Annotated in this window: 15 protein-coding genes and 1 tRNA gene; 5 read left to right on the forward strand and 11 right to left on the reverse strand. The window is 37.9% G+C overall.

The window, feature by feature from the left end:
• The first annotated feature begins 24 nt into the window (after positions 1 to 24).
• Positions 25 to 972 (forward strand): DNA-binding protein WhiA, encoded by a 948-nt coding sequence (gene whiA / locus BMY13_RS05535; RefSeq protein ID WP_092492016.1) that lies wholly within the window; start codon positions 25 to 27, stop codon positions 970 to 972.
• Positions 973 to 1,219: 247 nt separating this feature from the next.
• Entirely contained in the window at positions 1,220 to 1,474 is a 255-nt protein-coding gene (locus tag BMY13_RS05540) for an HPr family phosphocarrier protein (RefSeq protein ID WP_092492017.1), read from the forward strand.
• 83 nt (positions 1,475 to 1,557) lie between these two features.
• Here the strand turns inward: BMY13_RS05540 and clpP are convergent, their stop codons facing one another.
• From clpP to BMY13_RS05585, 9 genes are all read right to left on the reverse strand, one after another.
• Complete coding sequence (gene clpP, locus BMY13_RS05545) at positions 1,558 to 2,151, reverse strand: ATP-dependent Clp endopeptidase proteolytic subunit ClpP (RefSeq protein ID WP_092492018.1); 594 nt, start codon at positions 2,149 to 2,151, stop codon at positions 1,558 to 1,560.
• A gap of 160 nt (positions 2,152 to 2,311) precedes the next feature.
• Positions 2,312 to 2,923 carry a response regulator gene (locus tag BMY13_RS05550; RefSeq protein ID WP_217633934.1) on the reverse strand — a complete coding sequence of 204 codons (612 nt, stop codon included), beginning with the start codon at positions 2,921 to 2,923 and terminating at the stop codon, positions 2,312 to 2,314.
• Positions 2,898 to 4,289, reverse strand: a complete 1,392-nt coding sequence (locus BMY13_RS05555) for a sensor histidine kinase (protein ID WP_092503145.1) — start codon at positions 4,287 to 4,289, stop codon at positions 2,898 to 2,900. The genes BMY13_RS05550 and BMY13_RS05555 overlap by 26 nt, the downstream gene beginning before the upstream one ends.
• Positions 4,290 to 4,315: 26 nt before the next feature.
• Entirely contained in the window at positions 4,316 to 4,909 is a 594-nt protein-coding gene (locus tag BMY13_RS05560) for a DUF6305 family protein (protein WP_092492020.1), read from the reverse strand.
• Between the two features lie 79 nt (positions 4,910 to 4,988).
• Positions 4,989 to 5,903, reverse strand: coding sequence for a nickel transporter permease (nikC, locus tag BMY13_RS05565; protein WP_092492021.1), 915 nt, complete (start codon positions 5,901 to 5,903; stop codon positions 4,989 to 4,991).
• A 29-nt stretch (positions 5,904 to 5,932) separates the two neighbouring features.
• Positions 5,933 to 6,937, reverse strand: a complete 1,005-nt coding sequence (locus BMY13_RS05570; RefSeq protein ID WP_092492022.1) for an ABC transporter permease — start codon at positions 6,935 to 6,937, stop codon at positions 5,933 to 5,935.
• 131 nt (positions 6,938 to 7,068) lie between these two features.
• Positions 7,069 to 8,736, reverse strand: a complete 1,668-nt coding sequence (locus tag BMY13_RS05575; protein WP_092492023.1) for an ABC transporter substrate-binding protein — start codon at positions 8,734 to 8,736, stop codon at positions 7,069 to 7,071.
• Positions 8,737 to 8,786: 50 nt separating this feature from the next.
• Positions 8,787 to 9,767, reverse strand: coding sequence for an ABC transporter ATP-binding protein (locus tag BMY13_RS05580; protein ID WP_092503147.1), 981 nt, complete (start codon positions 9,765 to 9,767; stop codon positions 8,787 to 8,789).
• On the reverse strand, positions 9,764 to 10,762 hold the full coding sequence (locus BMY13_RS05585) for an ABC transporter ATP-binding protein (RefSeq protein WP_092503149.1): 999 nt from the start codon (positions 10,760 to 10,762) through the stop codon (positions 9,764 to 9,766). The genes BMY13_RS05580 and BMY13_RS05585 overlap by 4 nt, the downstream gene beginning before the upstream one ends.
• 220 nt (positions 10,763 to 10,982) lie before the next feature.
• Between BMY13_RS05585 and BMY13_RS05590 the strand changes: the two genes are divergently transcribed.
• The 3 genes from BMY13_RS05590 to BMY13_RS05600 all read left to right on the forward strand — a co-directional run bounded on the left by BMY13_RS05590 (position 10,983) and on the right by BMY13_RS05600 (position 13,157).
• Positions 10,983 to 11,056: transfer RNA gene (locus tag BMY13_RS05590), tRNA-Arg, on the forward strand.
• Positions 11,057 to 11,263: 207 nt separating this feature from the next.
• Entirely contained in the window at positions 11,264 to 11,539 is a 276-nt protein-coding gene (locus tag BMY13_RS05595; protein WP_092492026.1) for a hypothetical protein, read from the forward strand.
• A 124-nt stretch (positions 11,540 to 11,663) separates the two neighbouring features.
• Positions 11,664 to 13,157, forward strand: a complete 1,494-nt coding sequence (locus tag BMY13_RS05600; RefSeq protein WP_092503151.1) for a glycine betaine uptake BCCT transporter — start codon at positions 11,664 to 11,666, stop codon at positions 13,155 to 13,157.
• Positions 13,158 to 13,345: 188 nt separating this feature from the next.
• Here BMY13_RS05600 and BMY13_RS05605 read toward each other — a convergent pair whose 3' ends face one another.
• Positions 13,346 to 14,266, reverse strand: coding sequence for a prenyltransferase (locus BMY13_RS05605; RefSeq protein ID WP_245736029.1), 921 nt, complete (start codon positions 14,264 to 14,266; stop codon positions 13,346 to 13,348).
• Between the two features lie 15 nt (positions 14,267 to 14,281).
• A complete protein-coding gene (locus BMY13_RS05610; RefSeq protein WP_092503153.1) occupies positions 14,282 to 14,779 on the reverse strand; it encodes a hypothetical protein in 498 nt (165 codons plus the stop codon).
• Positions 14,780 to 14,858 lie beyond the last annotated feature (79 nt).

Raw genomic sequence — 14,858 nt, forward strand, 5'->3', positions numbered from 1 at the left:
CCGGTTTAACGAGGAGGTGTGGGGTTGTCATTTGCATCGGAAATAAAAAAAGAACTGACAGGAATCGACTTGGATACGTGCTGTAAATACTCAGAGCTTGCTGCTTTGGTGCGTATGAATGGTGCTATATCCATGTCAAGGCAAAGTTACACACTTGATGTCCAAACCGAAAATGCTGCAATTGCACGCCGTATTTATACGCTGATTAAATCATTATATTCTATTCCAGTAGAATTGTTAGTACGTAAGAAAATGAAACTGAAAAAAAATAATGTTTATATTGTACGTATGAAAAAAGAAGTACAAGATCTTTTGTACGATTTGGGTATATTAGAAGATTCTCATTCATTTGTACGAACAATTCCAACTAAATACTTGAAAAAGGATTGTTGTAAAAGATCCTATCTGCGAGGAGCCTTTTTGGCAGGTGGTTCCATTAATAATCCGGAAACATCCTCTTACCATTTAGAAATCTTTAATTCGTATCAGGAGCACAATACTGCACTTTGTGATTTGTTAAATAATTTCAATCTTCGAGCTAGAGAACTGGAACGTAAAAAAGGCTATATTGCATATTTGAAGGAAGCAGAAAAAATCACAGAGTTTTTAAGTATTATTGGAGCTCATAATGCGCTATTTAAGTTTGAAGATGTGCGGATTGTCCGAGATATGCGAAATTCCGTTAACAGACTTGTTAATTGTGAAACTGCAAACTTGAATAAAACAATTGGAGCCGCATTTCGTCAAATCGAGAATATAAAGCTAATTGAAAGGGAAGTCGGACTTGACGCTCTTCCGGAAAAACTACGTGAAATTGCGATATTACGTGTTCAGCATCAAGATATCTCTCTAAAAGAATTGGGAGAACAGGTTTCTAGTGGGAAAATATCCAAATCCGGTGTCAACCACCGTCTAAAAAAGATTGATGAATTCGCTGAAAAAATTCAACATGATGGAACGTTTTCGGAATGAGTGAATAAGTTACAGAACTATTCGCAGTATGATATACTATCCATCAATATAATACTATTTAGGAGACAATAGCAGCTAGATAAAGAAATATTTACCATGCTGCTGTCTTTTTTTTAGCAGTTAGGAAGTATAAAATACTTTTTAACTGCATAAGTGCAACTAAGGCTTTCGCCATTAAGGGCTTGGCGATAAGCCGAGTTTTCTAATATTATTTTGAAAACGATTTCAGATGAGGAGGATGAGAGATTTGGTTGAGAAATCGGTGAAAGTTGAGCTAGATGCAGGTCTGCAAGCGAGACCAGCCGCTCAATTCGTTCAGGAAGCAAATCGCTATTCAGCACATTTATTTCTTGAAAAGAATGGAAAACGGGTTAATGCGAAAAGTATTATGGGCTTGATGAGCTTAGCTATTACTTCTGGAGAGACTATTACATTGCTTGCAGAGGGTGCAGATGAAGAGATTGCATTAAATCATTTAACTGCATTCGTTTCAAAAACATAGAATGAAAGATAAGTAACGAAAATTACCAACAAAGTTAAATAAAGAGGTTATCCCAAAATGGGATAACCTCTTTATGTTTCAATTTATTTCTTATCTGAGTTTCTTTCCAAAATTTTATCAATTAAGCCGTATTCTACAGATTTCTCAGCTGACATGAAATTATCACGATCTGTATCACGCTCTACAACTTCAAGTGACTGACCTGTACGTTCAGCAAGAATTTGATTCATTTTTCGTTTCATTTCAACAATTCGTTTTGCGTGAATTTCGATATCTGTTGCTTGACCTTGTGTTCCACCTAAAGGCTGGTGAATCATTACTTCACTGTTTGGAAGTGCATAACGTTTACCTTTTTCACCAGCTGCTAGCAGGAATGCTCCCATTGAAGCAGCCATACCAGTGCATATTGTTGATACATTAGGCTTGATGAACTGCATTGTATCATAAATTGCCATTCCAGCAGTAATAGATCCTCCTGGTGAATTAATGTATAATGAGATATCCTTATCTGGATCGTCTGCTTCTAAGAAAAGCAACTGTGCAACGATTGAGTTTGCAACATTATCATCAATCCCACTGCCAAGCATTATAATGCGATCTTTTAATAAGCGTGAATAGATATCATATGCGCGTTCTCCACGGTTTGTTTGTTCAATAACTGTAGGTATTAAATTCATGTGAAAATCCTCCTTATTTCATCTCGTATTCATCCATAAATGTTGGATATTTTTATCATAACTAATAGGTCAAAAAAGGTCAAACAAAAACGTTCCACAAGTTTTGCAATAAAATCTCTTTCCCCATCTTTCCCTTTACAATAGAATATAAACGTTTCAGCTAAACAAGTTTATACTTATTTTTCGGACGCCCTTGCTTACCGTATTGTGAGATGGCTTCAACTTCGCCTTTGCTTTCTAAATAGTTTAGATAACGGTGAACCGTTTGATAGGCAATGGGTAATGATTGTTGAATTTCATTAATGGATGAAGGTGTGTCTTGCTGGATCAAAAAGCTTTTTATCGAATTTAATGTAGATTGGCTAATTCCTTTCTCAACATACACGTTATCTTTATCACCAATTAATTTTCCAACCTTTAAGTTGATTCGAATTCTCGAAATTAGATCTGGTGCCTTAATCGGTTTTAATGCAAAGTCAGTTGCCTCAGCATGTAAAAAGGTATTTGCAATTTCTTGTCGCTCATCAACCGTTAAAATAATTATTGGAATTCTAGTATTATGTTTTCGCAATTCCTTTGTTGTTTTAAGACCATCCCAATCAGGCATATGATAATCAAGTAAAACAAGGTCAGGTTCTATCGTCTTAAATAGTTCAATAGCCTGCTTTCCTGTAGATGCTTCTACTACGCTCCATCCAGCATACGCACAAATTTCTTTAAGTGTAAAGCGGATGTCTTCATTATCATCAACTATTAATATGGTAATGCTCATCGATTTCGTCACCTACTTTTAGTGTTGGCAGAGTGATGTTCATTTGGGTATGGCTGCCTCGTATACTTTTGACCGTTATAGTACCACTGTGATTCTCTACTACTCGTTTTACAAAGGAAAGACCAATCCCTGATGAATTTTTCGTGCTGAAGCCATCAAGCCAAATATCATTTATATGCTCTTCTTTTATCCCTGGACCATTGTCTTGAATTTGAAACAAAATACCATTATCTATACTTTTGACATTGATATGTATAAATCCTTTTTTTCCTTCAAATGAACTTATTGCATTTTCCAAAATATTTGATATTGCACGGGAAAAGCGAATTTTATTTACTTGAATAGCAGGAAGGTTGTCTTCAATTTCAACTTCCATATGTACAAGCTGTTCATCCAGACTTAGATGACTTGTTACGTATTCAAGCAACTCCTTTACGGGGAGCTTCTGTTTAATATTTTCATAAAGGATTTCTGTAATCATATCTTTCATTTTCTCAACTGAATGATCCATTCGTGTAAAATAATTGTGTAAGGCTGACCCATCTACTGGTTGCATTTTCATAGTGATTAGGGAGATTAGTCCTTCGACTGTTACGAGTGGTGTTTTAAGATCGTGTACCAGCATATTTATCTCTTCATAAACCTTTGATTCTACTAAAGCTGTTCGTGTTTCCTTTAATTCTTCTTCTTGAACCTGATATTTTTTGAGTGTATGAGTTTGTTTGTTTACTAGGTGTATTAAAAAAGTGAAAATTATAGCAATTGTAAGGAAAGCGATAAAGAAAATTGTTGCAATCGTATTAAAAAGACTATTACCTGTTAAGAAATTATCGGCTATTTTAATACTTGCAGCTATGTCATTTGCTCCAAAGCCAAATTCGGTAAGTGCTGGAATGAGATGTAGCCATTGTACCGCTAGTAATACTAGAAATAGGATAATAGAAAATATGAAGTGAAAATGCTTGTGTTTAGGTATGTATAATTGCAGAAGTACAATAATTCCTATTGAAAAAATATGACCAAGGTACGAAAAATGCTCGAGGTAAAATTGACTATATAAAGATAACGTTAATAAAATAACACCAATATACGTTACCGAAAAAGACATCGACTCCAAATCTTTTGAAAGTGCATGTGCTATTAACATGGAGCCAAAGTAAATCAGGAAGAAAACCAAAAGATATCTGGCAATATAAGCAAAAGATGTAATTAAAAGTAATCCACTGTCAGGTTTTATGATGCTTTCATTAATGCTATCAACAATGAATAATGACCAGTCATCAAGAAACGGGGGGAGGATCTCACCATATGTAACCAACAACAAGCCCAAACAGCCGATAAATAAGTAGCTTTTTCTATTAGTCATCTGATTTCAGCCTTTCTGACAGCATATTAACGGAATACGGAATTAAACGGGGTATGCAGATCGTCCAATTCAGTCACTAGGGTAACCGGCACCGAATTTTCCCGCAGCATCTGTATAGAACTATCTGTTTTTTTCATATTTTTTAACCCGATAAAATAATCAGCGAATGGAGCTGTTTGTTCAAATAATTGCCATGTTTGAATATTATCACGAAATACACCTGAAATATTTACTAGAATAATAGGTAATTTTTCTAACTTCGCTTCCCTAACCAGTTGTTTTGTTCGAGTCAATTCTTCTTGAAAGGATCTGTTAGTATGCGAGAGTCCGTTAGCACTAAATCCAAGTATAATGACAACACTTTTATAATCATATAAATCTGTCCCCAGAGCCCTAGGGCGGTAATCTGCTTCTAAATTAAGGTTATCTGCAATACTTAACATAATGCTGCTCTCTGTAGCCTGCCCGGCTGAAGTGATAAGCACTTTTTCTTCTGCAATCGGTGCTGGGAGGTTGGGGTAGGTATTAATATGCCTTGATTGTGACTTTCCTATTGAACTAAATGTAAAAAGAATGACAATAGAAAAACAGACAATTACAGGAATATACTTTTTAAACACTTGAATATCCCCCTTAGAAATTAAAATAAGGTGAAGCAGTTGCTTCACCTTATCATACTACAAATTGCTACTATTGTAATTATTGCTTTAATCTTGGGTCTAACGCATCACGTAATCCGTCGCCGAATAAGTTGAATCCAAGTACAACAAGAAAAATAGCCATGCCTGGAAATGCAACTACCCATGGCGCGTTTTGTAATGCAGCACGGCCATCACTTAACATGGCTCCCCATTCTGGTTTGGGCGGTTGTGCTCCTAATCCTAGAAAACTAAGTCCAGCTGCATCCAAAATGGCCGTACCGATACTTAACGTCGCTTGCACAATTATTGGTGCAAGACAGTTAGGCAGTACATGTTGCATTAAAGTTCTTCCATGTTTGGCCCCAATTGCTCGAGCAGCTTCAATATATTCTGTTTCTTTTACAGATAAGACGGCTGAACGGACAATTCTAGCAAACTGAGGAATACCTACAATTCCAACTGCAATCATGGCGTTTCTGAGGTTAGGGCCCAATACGGCTACTAGCGCGATAGCTAATAGAATACTTGGAAAAGCCATCATAATGTCGATTAAACGCATGATAATCTGGTCAATCCATCTGCCGAAATAACCGGCAATTCCACCCAAAAGTACACCGATGATCATGGAAATCCCAACTGCTATTACCCCGATTTGAATTGAAATACGAGACCCAAAAACAATCCTGCTAAAAATATCACGACCAAGTTCATCGGTACCTAATATATGCTCAGATGATGGTGACTGGTATCGATCTGTTAGCGAGGCATAATCGGTTGGGCTGTGTGTTGCAATTAATGGTGCAAATATGGCAGTAATAATCAAGATGAGAATGATGCATAACCCAATTAATGATGTTTTACTTTTAACAATACGGGAGAAAGCATCACCCCATAAGCTACTTGATTTTGACTGGTTAGTTTCTTGTGCTTCTGCTAATTTAGGGTCTGGTAATGGATTAGGCTGCAATGACATCGGATGCACATCCTTTCACTAGAGATCTATTATTCATATTTAATCCTTGGATCGAAGTATTTATAAAGTAAGTCAGTAAGTAAGTTAACCATGACAAAGATAATTGCTATGATTAAAATTGTACTTTGAACAACTGGATAATCTCGTCCAAGAACAGCCAAGTATACGTATCTTCCCACACCAGGCCATGAAAAGATTGTCTCAGTTAAAACAGCACCACCAAGCAATAAACCAAACTGCAGACCTATTACTGTCAAAACAGGCAAAAAGGCATTTTTTAATGCATGTTGGAATATAACTAAATGCTTCTTCAGTCCTTTGGCGTCAGCAGTACGAATGTAATCCTGCTTCATTACCTCAAGCATGCTTGAGCGTGTCATGCGTGCAATAATTGCCATTGGAATTGTTCCAAGAGCAATTCCGGGCATTAATAAGTGGAAAAATGTATCTTTAAATGCTGCCCAATTCAAGGTTAGAATACTATCCAGTAAAAAGAAGTTTGTAATAGTTTCCAATTCAATACTGGATGACATTCTCCCCGATGGAGGCAGGAGTTGAAGCTGGACAGAGAAGACGAAGATCATCATTAATCCGAGCCAGAAAATGGGCATGGAAACTCCAAACAAGGCACCTGTCATACTGATGTTATCGAACCAGGAATATTGTTTAACTGCTGCTATTACACCAGCAACAATACCTACAACGACGGCTAAAATCATAGCAAAGATTGTGAGTTCAATGGTCGCTGGCAATTTATGTAGCAATTGGAGAGCTATATCTTCCTTAGATTGAATCGACGTCCCTAAATCACCTTGTACAATATCACCTAAGAATCTACCATATTGAACAATATATGGATCATTTAAGCCCAATTCCTCCTGCAGGGATTCCAATTGTGCTTCAGTTGCTTTATCACCGAGCATACTTCTCGCAGGATCTCCGGGAATTAGATGAATTAGAGAAAAGGTGAGGATCGAGACGCCAATTAATACGGGGATAAGCATGAATAGTCGTCTGACAATGTATTTTAGCATCGTTGTACCTCCCGTTAAAAAATATGTATTGCTATAATCCTAAAGTTAGATCCGGAGACTGTATTAACTAACCAGCCTCCAGAATATAACTTCTAACTACATGAGTGAATTATAAAATATAAGTTACTAGTCTATTGTTTTATATCTAGTAAATTAAATGGTTCACTGCCTGTTGGATGTGGAACGTAATCAGTAACATTTTGACTAGCCGCAAGTGGCGGTGTCGTATGTGCAATTGGGAACCATGGTGCATCTTCATGAATTAGTTCTTGTGCTTCCATATAAAGTTCCGTACGCACTTCCTGATCCATCTCTGTTTGTGCTTCTTTTAATAGGTCGTGCACTTCATCATTTTTATAAAATGCAATGTTTCCTGCAGAGCCTACTTTTGCATTGTCTTTATCCAAAAGAACATACATGAAGTTATCAGGGTCACCATTATCACCAGTCCAGCCAAGGAATGCCATATCATGTTCAGCATTTTCAGTTGCTGTCAAGTGTGTATCCCAGTCACTTTCAGTAATTTTCACGTTTACATTTATGTCTTTTAGCATTTGCTGAATAGCTTGTGCAGTAACTTTTGGCTGTGGCATATAAGGTCTTGGATTTGCCATTGTATAGAGTGATATATCAAAGCCATCTGCATAGCCGGCTTCTGCTAGTAATGCTTTTGCTTTCTCAACATCGTACCCATAATCTTCTACTTCATCATTATATCCCCATAGAGAAGGTGGGATAGGGTTTTTAGCTGGCTTACCAATACCTTCATATAATGTTAAAAGCTCTTCTTTATCAATTGCTAGATTGATAGCTTGACGAACCAGCTTTTCTGACATTGGACCTTCTTTACTAGTGTTCATAGCCATATAGCTAATATTCATAGAAGGTCTGCGGATTATTTGTAAATTTGAGTCATCTTCAGTAGTTCCAATATCCTGTGGATTTAATCCAGTCATCAAATCAATGGAGCCTGCCTGCAATTCCAGAAAACGTGCACCATTATCTGGTATTGTACGGAAAATGACTTTATCTACATTAGCAGCTTCACCAAAGTAGTCTTCATTTTTTGTCACAGTAATACTGTCATCTGGAACCCATTCCTCAAATACGAAAGGTCCAGTTCCAACAGGGTTTTTAAAATAATCCTCTCCATGCTCTTCAACAGCAGCAGGGCTTGCAATCCCAAATGGAGGCATTGCCAGTGTTTGAAGGAATGGTGCATTCGGCTCTGATAAAGTGAATGTCACTTCATAGTCACCAGTTGCTTCAACACTTTCAATAATTCCACCAAGATCTTCCTCTGATGCACCGAACATGTAACCATAGTAAATAAATTCACCAGACGTTGCCCAACGTTCGAAGTTGAATACAACATCTTCTGCTGTAAAGTCGTTTCCATCATGGAACTTAACATCTTCACGTAGCTTGAATGTCCAAACTGTGCCATCTTCACTTGTATTCCAGTCTTCAGCAAGTGCTGGTTTCACTTCGGTATTTTCTTCTTTATATCTTACAAGTGTGTCATAAATCTGATTGGTAACATAAATGGACTCACCATCAGTAACTTTTGACGGATCTAATTGAATCGAGTCAGCACCACGACCAAATACGAGTGTTTTATCACCGGTATCCTCGGTAGCCTGATCCTCGGATGAATCATCTGAAGAATCGGACGAGTCATCTTCTGACTGATTATCATCAGTAGAGCCTGTGCCAGCATCTTCTGTACAAGCTCCTAAAAAGAATACTACTGCAAAAAGTAAAGTAAACAACAATAAGAAATTACGCTTCTTCAACATAAGGTCCCCCTTTGAATAATTTTGATAAAAGGTACAGTTCCAGTGGTTTTTTAATCAACCACCTCCTTAACGAAGTGACACGATGCCATTTGTCCATCTGAAGAGACTTTTTTAAGCTTCGGTTCCTGGGTGCGGCATATTTCTTCTGCATAAGGACATCGTGTATGAAATTTACAGCCTTGTGGTGGGTTTGCAGGTGATGGCAGGTCACCAGATAATATAATGCGCTGCTTTTCCTGATTTGGATTTACTTCGGGAACAGCCGATAATAAAGCTTGTGTATAAGGATGTTTCGGATTTTGATAAACCTCAGCAACTTCACCTATTTCAACGAGTTCACCTAAATACATAACCGCTACCCGATCACTGATATGGTGAACAACACTAAGGTCATGTGCAATGAAAAGATATGTAAGGTTAAATTCATCCTGCAGATCTTCCATTAAATTAATGACTTGTGCTTGGATGGATACGTCAAGTGCAGAAACGGGTTCATCACAAATGACCAGTTCAGGCTCGAGCGCCAGTGACCTTGCGATTCCGATTCGTTGCCGTTGTCCACCACTGAATTCGTGTGGATAACGGGACTTGTGATAAGAACTTAAACCAACAACATCCAGCAGTCGTTTTAATTTTTTCTGTCTCTCTTCTTTAGGTATATTGAAAATTTTCATTGGCTCTGTAATCGTTTGTTCAATTGTTTTACGGGGATTCAAGGATGCATATGGATCCTGGAAAATAATTTGCATGTCCTTCCGCAATTTACGAAGCTGTTCTCCACGAAAAGATGTAATATTTTCTCCTTTAAAAAATACTTCACCTTCAGTTGGTTCCAAAAGTTTAAGCATAACCCGGCCTGCGGTGGATTTGCCGCATCCGCTTTCACCGACCAGACCCAGTGTTTCGCCTGCTTCGATTGAAAAGGAAACTCCATCAACCGCTTTTAATACCGGCTTTTCTCTGGAAAACAAGTTTTCGCTCTTTAATGGAAAGTGTTTTTTTATATTTTTTACTTCTAATAATGTACTCATGTTGTAACCGCCTTTTTGGAATCCTCGTATAGTAAGCAACGTACAAAATGGTCATCATCAACTTCTCTTATGTCAGGATCGTTAGAGAGACAGCTATCCATTACGTGTTTGCATCTTGGTGCAAAACTGCACCCCTTAGGCAGAGATCTCAAATCAGGTGGAACACCATCAATTGCTTCAAGCTTTTGTTTGTCGGGAGTGATTTTAGGAATTGAATTTATGAGACCAAGCGTATATGGGTGCTTGCCCTTTTTGAATAAATGTTTTGTTTCTGAGAATTCAGCCGGTTTGCCTGCATACATTACCATGACACGGTCGCAAACTTCAGATACAACACCTAAGTCATGTGTAATCATGACAATCGCCATATTAAGTTCTTTTTGCATTCGTTTAAATAACTCCAGTATTTGAGCTTGAATCGTCACATCTAGTGCTGTCGTTGGTTCATCAGCGATAAGAAGAGAAGGGTTACACGATAATGCTATTGCAATCATTACGCGCTGGCGCATTCCTCCACTAAATTCATGTGGGTAGTTTTTCAGTCGATTTTCTGGGTCAGGGATACCAACCAAATTGAGCAATTCCAACGCACGTTCTTTTGCTTGTTTTTTCGACATATTCTCGTGTGCTAAAATGGTTTCTAGCAATTGCTTCTCAACAGTAAATACAGGGTTAAGTGATGTCATTGGATCCTGGAACACCATAGCAATCTCAGGGCCGCGAATTTTACGCATCTGCTTTTGCGATTTGTTTAGCAGATTTTCGCCTTTAAAATTTATCTCACCCTCAACAATTTTTCCAGGTGGGGAAGGGATCAACCCAAGTATCGACATCGCTGTAATACTTTTACCTGAACCCGATTCTCCAACAATACCGAGTGTTTCACCAGGGTTGACTTTAAAATCAATACCATCAACTGCTTTTACAACCCCTGCTTTGGTAAAAAAATGTGTATGTAAATTTTTCACTTCGAGGAGTGGAGTATCCTGAGTCATATGTAGCCTCCTTTGTTGTGTTATATTTTGTAATAGTTTGACTGTTTTGAATTAACTTTCAGTATACAATGAAAAAAGACATTTTGGGGTTTTTCTCTTTTTTCTCAAAAATAATAATATTTAAAATATATATTCTAGAAGGATAGATTATATGAAAAGACTTGTTTCTAAGGGGATGTGGCGTTATAATATCGTATGTGTCAAAAATACTTTATAATATGCGCCCATAGCTCAGTAGGATAGAGCTTTGGTTTCCGGTACCAAGTGTCGGGGGTTCGAATCCCTCTGGGCGCACTTAAATGAAACTTAAAAAGGCAAGGGTTACAGTTAATGTAGCCCTTGCCTTTTTAGCAGCTAAGAAAGCGAGTGTGCAGCCGGTCCTGACATCCGAAGTATAAGGTATTCTATGAAAGCAAACAGTTCTTATTGGCGTGGACATAGAACTATGCTAACTTCTAATATTGTAATACTTTTTGGATATTCTAATAATGGGTGATACATATGAAGGCAAATGAAAAAGACTACCAAAAATACAGCGATGCCATCGATCAGATTCAACAAGGGAACGATGCTATGATTGATTTATTTAATGAAATGGAAGATGATACTGAGTTGATAGGTTTTGACCAAAATGTCGTGAACCAGATTGAAAAAGCAAAGATTAAGTTTGGCGATGATGCAGTCAATGAGAAAATCAATACGGTTGTACGGGAAATGCTCTCTTGGCTTGATCTTGAAGGTGTTAACTCAAAAGACGAAGGAAGTGATGGCTCCTAATATGTTTTAAAACAATAAAAATATAATCCAATAACAACCCTCTTTCTGAATACCACTATAAAATTCAGAGATACTAAAACTAGAGTTTACATGGTGCTTAAAAGAACGCAGAAAGGGGATTGGAATGAAACAGGTAACTTCCGTTTTTTGGATTACATTGGCAATAACATTAGGTATGTCTTTTTTGGGGGTTTTGGCTCCTGAAGGGTTTGAAAATTTCTCAAAAACAATTATGAATTATATATCTGTTAATTTTGGCTGGTATTATTTACTGATTGTAACGTTGTTTGTGCTGTTTTGTTTATATTTAATTTTCAGCCCTTTTGGTAAGATCAGACTTGGAAAGCCGGGAGAAAAGCCGGAGTTCAGCTATCCCACGTGGCTTGCCATGCTTTTCAGTGCTGGAATGGGGATAGGTCTTGTATTCTATGGTGTAGCATCGCCTGTTTCACATTATATTAATACCCCTCCTACAGCAGAGCCTGGTACAAGAGAAGCGCTTGAGGATTCACTGCGTGTCACATTCTTCCACTATGGTATTCATGCGTGGGCTATATATGCTGTGATTGCTTTAGTGTTAGCCTATTTTACATTTCGTCACGGAAAGCCAGGTTTAATAAGTGCTACACTTGAACCGATTTTTGGGGATGAAATGAATGGAGGCTGGGGAAGATTAATTGATGTTATTGCAGTTTTTGCCACCATAGTTGGTGTAGCTACAACCCTTGGTTTTGGCGCGACGCAGATTAATGGAGGGCTTACTTATCTCCTTGATATCGAGAGTTCATTTTGGGTTCAGCTTGTTATTATCCTTATTGTAACTGTATTGTTCATGTTATCTACGTATACAGGTCTTAGCAAAGGTATCAAATACTTAAGCAATACTAATATGATTTTAGCAGGAATATTATTGGTTGGTACATTAATATTGGGACCAACACTGTACATTTTTAATTCATTTACAGATACAATTGGCGCATATCTTCAACAACTACCAACTGAGAGTTTTCGTATCGCTCCACATGATGATGAGGAGAGGCAGTGGGTTTTGGACTGGACTGTTTTCTTTTGGGCTTGGTGGATAGCGTGGGCACCGTTCGTTGGAATCTTTATTGCCCGGGTATCAAAAGGACGCTCAATCCGTGAATTCCTGGCGGGTGTTCTCCTTGTACCTTCCGTTGTCAGCTTCCTTTGGTTTTCAACATTTGGCATAACTGGCATTGATGAACAGAATAAAGGTGCAGATATTGCTGGACTTCCTGATGAGCAGGCGTTGTTTGGAATGTTTGGTGAAATTCCATTAGGTGTCGTCTTATCGATAATTGCCTTAATGCTAATTGGAACTTTCTTTATTACATCAGCGGATTCAGCTACATTTGTTTTAGGCATGCAAACAACAAATGGTTCTTTATCTCCTCCAACAACGGTTAAGTTTGTGTGGGGATTTGCCCAATCAACAATAGCAACTGTGCTCTTATACACTGGAGGATTGCAAGCTTTGCAAAATGCTCTGATTTCAGCAGCATTCCCGTTTTCGGTAATTATGCTGCTTATGGTATTTTCCTTTTATAAAGCATTGCAAAAAGATAAAAAAAGTGGTCCGGATAAAATAAAGTAATGATTGCAGACAAGGGATTTATAGTCCCTTGTCGTTTTTTTTAGAATGAACTTTAAAAGGTTGATGTTTTTATCATTAAGAATATGCATTGCTACATAATGGTGAAAATACACTACGCGCACCTTAGGGAGGCTGGCGAGCCACACTACATAATACGAATTGATTAACCTTAGACTTTGAAAGAAGCCTTAATTAATAAAAAAACCAATCCAAACCCCGCATGAAAATAACAGTCCGAATGCCCAATGGTGCCATGCTGCCCATTTCATGCCTTTAATCTCTTCAGAACGTTTATCACCACGCCGCAAAGACCACCGTAATCGAAAGGCAAGCGGTAATGCTAGTATGACTGCTAGCGACTGCCAAGCGATAACGTTGTATAAAACTAGACCAAGTACTGTTAAATAAGCAATCGAAAGCAGTGTAACGAGTATATTGATTGCTGTGGCGCGCCCTAATATTGCTGGGAGCGTTTTTCGGAAGGCGCTGTCTTTTTTCAAATCACGAATATTATTTGTTAAAATCATCGAGGAAATAAGCATAGCAAAGGGTAGTGAAATTACAGCAATCTGAGTATCTACCGCATGTCCTTGAACACTGTAGCCAAGAATTGTAATAACGGGGCCAAGAAAAATAAATGCTACTGTTTCACCTAATCCAATCGAACATAATGGACGTGGACCAGCTGAATAGAGATATCCAAAAGTGATCCCTAAAATCCCTGCTAGTATAACCCAAAAACTGCTCTTAAAAGCAAGCCATGCTCCAATTATGATGGCGATGCCGAGCATTGAACTTGCAACATAAGGAACGATTGTATGTGATGGACCGTGTGCATCGGATGGATTAAGAGTCCATTTATCCTGGTCCTGCCCATTCCGGAAATCATAATAATCATTGAAAAGATTTGTTGCTGATTGTATTAGCAGTGCTGCGAATAACAGGGCAAAAAACACATCAATCTGAATAGGCCCTTTTGACGCAGCTATCCCTGTCCCAACTAGTACAGGAGTTAATGTGCCTGTGAGTGTCATCGGTCTAACAAGTTGAAGCCATGAAGAACGATAATAGTATCTTACTTGTCCATGATCCATTGCAATTTGTGTCATGTGTACCACTCCTTCTTATAGTAGTACCATACAAATAATTAAAGCAATAAAGCCGCTAACCTCCGCCGATTCTAAAAGTATTGTTATCCTTAGAGCATTTGAAAGAGGCTTTTTATCACCTGAATCTGCAGTTTCCCAAAGCGCAACATCTGAAAATACCTTTATGGATTGCCTATACCCAATAAAAACCCCCCATAGTAAAGTGATAAGTGCGATTAGCAGTGCAGTTAGCCAAATGTTTCCGTATGATGTATGCCATATGTCATCTAAATTTTTAATCGGGCCACCAATCGTTCCAAGTACTATACCTGTCAAAATTACACCAGTTCCTGCTGCTGTTAGGAATCTGTGTGACCATTGAATAAGTGCCAGAAATAATTTTCTTTGTTGAGCAAATGCCATATTTCTAACTGATGGAAAGAAACCCCAACCAATGAACATAACCCCGCCGATCCAATTTATCGCCAGAAATATGTGGATCCCTAATATAATTTGCCGGACTTCCCATGGCATAACGATCAACCACCCTGCTATATTTACTTATATTGTAATCCCCTGATCCATGTAATAATGTGATATATGTCACTAAATT

Source organism: Virgibacillus subterraneus (genome assembly GCF_900110695.1).
GTDB lineage: Bacteria > Bacillota > Bacilli > Bacillales > Amphibacillaceae > Lentibacillus > Lentibacillus subterraneus.

Bases quoted from the DNA above. Each gene is read 5' to 3' on its own strand.
- BMY13_RS05570 (WP_092492022.1), bottom strand. From the start codon at position 6,937: ATGCTAAAATACATTGTCAGACGACTATTCATGCTTATCCCCGTATTA.
- BMY13_RS05575 (WP_092492023.1), bottom strand. From the start codon at position 8,736: ATGTTGAAGAAGCGTAATTTCTTATTGTTGTTTACTTTACTTTTTGCA.
- nikC (WP_092492021.1), bottom strand. From the start codon at position 5,903: ATGTCATTGCAGCCTAATCCATTACCAGACCCTAAATTAGCAGAAGCA.
- BMY13_RS05555 (WP_092503145.1), bottom strand. From the start codon at position 4,289: ATGACTAATAGAAAAAGCTACTTATTTATCGGCTGTTTGGGCTTGTTG.
- BMY13_RS05600 (WP_092503151.1), top strand. From the start codon at position 11,664: ATGAAACAGGTAACTTCCGTTTTTTGGATTACATTGGCAATAACATTA.
- BMY13_RS05595 (WP_092492026.1), top strand. From the start codon at position 11,264: ATGAAGGCAAATGAAAAAGACTACCAAAAATACAGCGATGCCATCGAT.
- clpP (WP_092492018.1), bottom strand. From the start codon at position 2,151: ATGAATTTAATACCTACAGTTATTGAACAAACAAACCGTGGAGAACGC.
- BMY13_RS05585 (WP_092503149.1), bottom strand. From the start codon at position 10,762: ATGACTCAGGATACTCCACTCCTCGAAGTGAAAAATTTACATACACAT.
- BMY13_RS05580 (WP_092503147.1), bottom strand. From the start codon at position 9,767: ATGAGTACATTATTAGAAGTAAAAAATATAAAAAAACACTTTCCATTA.
- BMY13_RS05550 (WP_217633934.1), bottom strand. From the start codon at position 2,923: ATGAGCATTACCATATTAATAGTTGATGATAATGAAGACATCCGCTTT.
- BMY13_RS05610 (WP_092503153.1), bottom strand. From the start codon at position 14,779: ATGCCATGGGAAGTCCGGCAAATTATATTAGGGATCCACATATTTCTG.
- BMY13_RS05605 (WP_245736029.1), bottom strand. From the start codon at position 14,266: ATGACACAAATTGCAATGGATCATGGACAAGTAAGATACTATTATCGT.